Source organism: Mesorhizobium sp. M7A.F.Ca.ET.027.03.2.1 (assembly GCF_003999175.1).
Classification (GTDB): Bacteria; Pseudomonadota; Alphaproteobacteria; order Rhizobiales; family Rhizobiaceae; genus Mesorhizobium.
The window spans coordinates 1-3037 of the sequence record NZ_RZOM01000765.1 but is presented as its reverse complement, the minus strand read 5'-3'; the positions used below and the strand labels follow the sequence as shown (position 1 = coordinate 3037).

3 protein-coding genes are annotated in these 3037 nt (G+C 63.3%); all 3 read right to left on the bottom strand.

Annotation, left to right across the window (positions count from 1 at the left end; all coding sequences use genetic code 11):
• On the bottom strand, positions 1 to 1512 hold a 1512-nt coding region (locus tag EN750_RS26425; protein ID WP_127398355.1), incomplete at its 3' end, for an ASKHA domain-containing protein.
• Positions 1463 to 2437 carry a methyltetrahydrofolate cobalamin methyltransferase gene (locus EN750_RS26420; RefSeq protein WP_127271735.1) on the bottom strand — a complete coding sequence of 325 codons (975 nt, stop codon included), beginning with the start codon at positions 2435 to 2437 and terminating at the stop codon, positions 1463 to 1465. The genes EN750_RS26425 and EN750_RS26420, both read right to left, overlap by 50 nt.
• An 82-nt stretch (positions 2438 to 2519) precedes the next feature.
• On the bottom strand, positions 2520 to 3037 hold a 518-nt coding region (locus EN750_RS26415; protein WP_145967924.1), incomplete at its 5' end, for a methylenetetrahydrofolate reductase.

Below are 3037 nucleotides of genomic sequence, written 5' to 3'. Positions count from 1 at the left end.
ATACATCTCCGCCACCACTTCGATGATGCCGGAGCCGCATATGCCGGTGACGCCGGTCGCCTGCACGCTCTCCAGGAAGCCCGGCTCGTCGGACCACAGTTCAGAGCCGATGACGCGGTATTTTGGTTCCAGCGTGTCGGGATCGATGCGCACGCGCTCGATGGCGCCCGGTGCTGCGCGCTGGCCGCCGGAGATTTCGGCACCCTCGAAGGCAGGGCCGGTGGGCGAGGAGGCCGCAACCACACGCTGGCGATTGCCGAGCACGATCTCGGCATTGGTGCCGACATCGACGATCAGCATCATCTCGTCCTGGCGATGCGGGCCTTCCGACAGCGTCACCGCCGCCGCGTCCGCTCCGACATGGCCGGCGATGCAAGGCAGCATGTAGAGCCTGGCGCCCTGGTTGAGCTTCAGGCCGATGTCGGATGCCTTGATGTGCACAGCGCCCGAAACGGCCAGTGCAAAGGGCGCGCCGCCAAGCTCGGTCGGATCGATGCCGAGGAACAGATGGTGCATGATCGGATTGCCGACGAAGACGCTGTCCAGGATATCGTTGCGCTGGACATTGCCTTCGGCGCAGACCTTGTCGACCAGCCCGGAGATTGCCTCACGCACGGCGACCGTCATGCCTTCGCGGCCGTCAGGATTCATCATCACATAGGAGACGCGGCTCATCAGATCCTCGCCGAAGCGGATCTGCGGGTTCGACGTGCCGGACGAGGCGGCGACGCGGCCCGACAGCAGCGACACCAGATGCATGGCGATGGTGGTCGAGCCGATGTCGCAAGCCAGCCCATAGGCTTCGTTCTTGAGGCCGGGCCACAGCGCCACGACGCGCGCTGTCTCCGAATCGGTATCCTTGTAGATGGCGGCGGTCGCGGTCCAGTTGCCCTTGCGCAGGATGCCTTGCACCTGCGGCAGCAGATGAAAATCGAAATCGAGGCTTTTCAGGCCCCAGTCGTGCATCAGCGCAATCTTCAGCCGGTCGAGATCGCCAAGCGGCTTGTGCATGTCGGGTTCTTCGATCTCGACATAGCACATGCGGATCGCTGAATCGCGGGCGATCACCCTGGTGTCGGCATCCTTGCGGATGGTCTGCGCGTTGATGACGGTGTCCTGCGGCACGTCGATGACGAGGTCGCCGAGAATCTGCGCCGAGCAGGAGAGGCGGCGCCGTTCGGGCAGGCCACGGACGCGCTCATAGCGCTCTTCCTTGGCGCCCTTGGGCGTGATGTGGTCGTTGGAGGAGGTGATCTTGTGCTTGGCGAAATTGCCTTCCTGCACTTCGATCTGGCAGCGTCCGCAGGTGGCGCGTCCGCCGCAGACGCTTTCGACATAGACGCCTAGCTGGCGCGCGGCGTCTAGCACGGGCGTGCCGACAGGAAAACGCCCGCGCTTGCCGGACGGCATGAACAGCACGAGCGGGTCGGTGATGTTTGCAGGTGAATTCACGATTGCGCGCTTATCCTCGGCCCATCCGGGCCTCACGGCCGCCACGGCGGCGGCCGCCATTGCCGGCGCCGTCGCCCGGCGCATTGACCTGCGTCGGGGCGGCAACGGCCTGGCCGCCTTCGGCCGGCTTGTAATCCTTGTAGGTGCGGATCCAGTTGGTGCAGTTCTCGTCGGTGCCGTTCAGCACATTGGCGCCGCGCACGGCTTCCATTTCCTGCGGACGCACCGGGTTCATGATCGCTGAGGTCATGCCGGCGCCGATCACCATCGGGATGAAGGCGGCGTTGATGCCGTGGCGATGCGGCAGGCCGAACGAGATGTTGGACAGCCCGCAGGTGGTGTTGACCTTGAGCTCTTCACGCAGGCGGCGCAGCAGCGCGAAGACCTGGCGGCCGGCATCGCCCAGCGCGCCGATCGGCATCACCAGCGGGTCGACGACGACGTCATGCGCTGGAATGCCGAAATCGGCGCAGCGCTCGACGATCTTCTTGGCGACGGCGAAACGCACGTCCGGATCCATTGAAATGCCGGTCTCGTCGTTGGAGATGGCGACGACCGGCACGTTGTACTTCTTGACCAGCGGCAGGATGGCTTCGAGCTTTTCTTCCTCACCGGTGACGGAGTTGACCAGCGGACGGCCCTTGGCAACCTTGAGTGCGGCTTCGATCGCGGCGGTGACGGAACTGTCGATCGACAGCGGCAGGTCGACCAGCCCCTGCACGATCTCCAGCGTCTGCACCAAAAGGCCGGGTTCGGTCTCGTTCGGGTTGACAGATGTAACGCCCGCGTTGACGTCGAGCATGGTGGCGCCGCAGGCTGCCTGCTCCAATGCGTCCCGGATGACGGTGTCGAAATTGCCCGCGATCATCTCGGCGGCCAGCTTCTTGCGCCCGGTCGGGTTGATGCGTTCACCGATCACGCAGAACGGCTGGTCGAAGCCGATGATGATTTCTCGTGTCGCCGAGGCGACGATGGTACGGGTCATGGAATTCTCTCCGCCGTGATATAAAGATTTCTTTATATCGTTATCTGGTTTCGTTCAAGCGAATGGGTGGCCGTCCGCGCCGTCAATGCGCGGTCTTCACCATGTCCACCTGCGTTTCGGTAATGTCGTCGTGCAAGATGCTGTCGAGCCGGTCGGCGACAAGCTGATCGTCGCGGCGGATCTCACGTTTCCATGGCTGGCGGCCCTTCAGCACGCCCGATTCATCGACGATCTCGGCGACATATTCCTCCTGCCGGTAGGCCATCACGTGAACGCCGGAAACGCCTGATATTTCCTTCACCTCGTTGATGATGTCGATGCAGAGCTGCTTGCCTTCCTTTTTCTGGTCCTGGGCGCCTTCCAGCCGCTTGATGACAGAATCGGGAATATGGATGCCCGGCACGTTCGAGCGGATCCACTTGGCCGTTTTGGCCGAGGCCAGCGGCCCGACGCCAACCAGGATGAAGCACTTTTCGGTGTAGCCGAGGTCGCGCACCTTTTGCATGTAGCTGCGGAACATCGGTACGTCGAAGCAATACTGGCTCTGCACGAATTGCGCGCCGGCGGCGATCTTCTTGCCCAGCCGATGCGGGCGGAAGT

Excerpts from the sequence above, each read along its gene's own strand:
- EN750_RS26420 (WP_127271735.1), bottom strand. The coding sequence starts at position 2,437 with ATGACCCGTACCATCGTCGCCTCGGCGACACGAGAAATCATCATCGGC.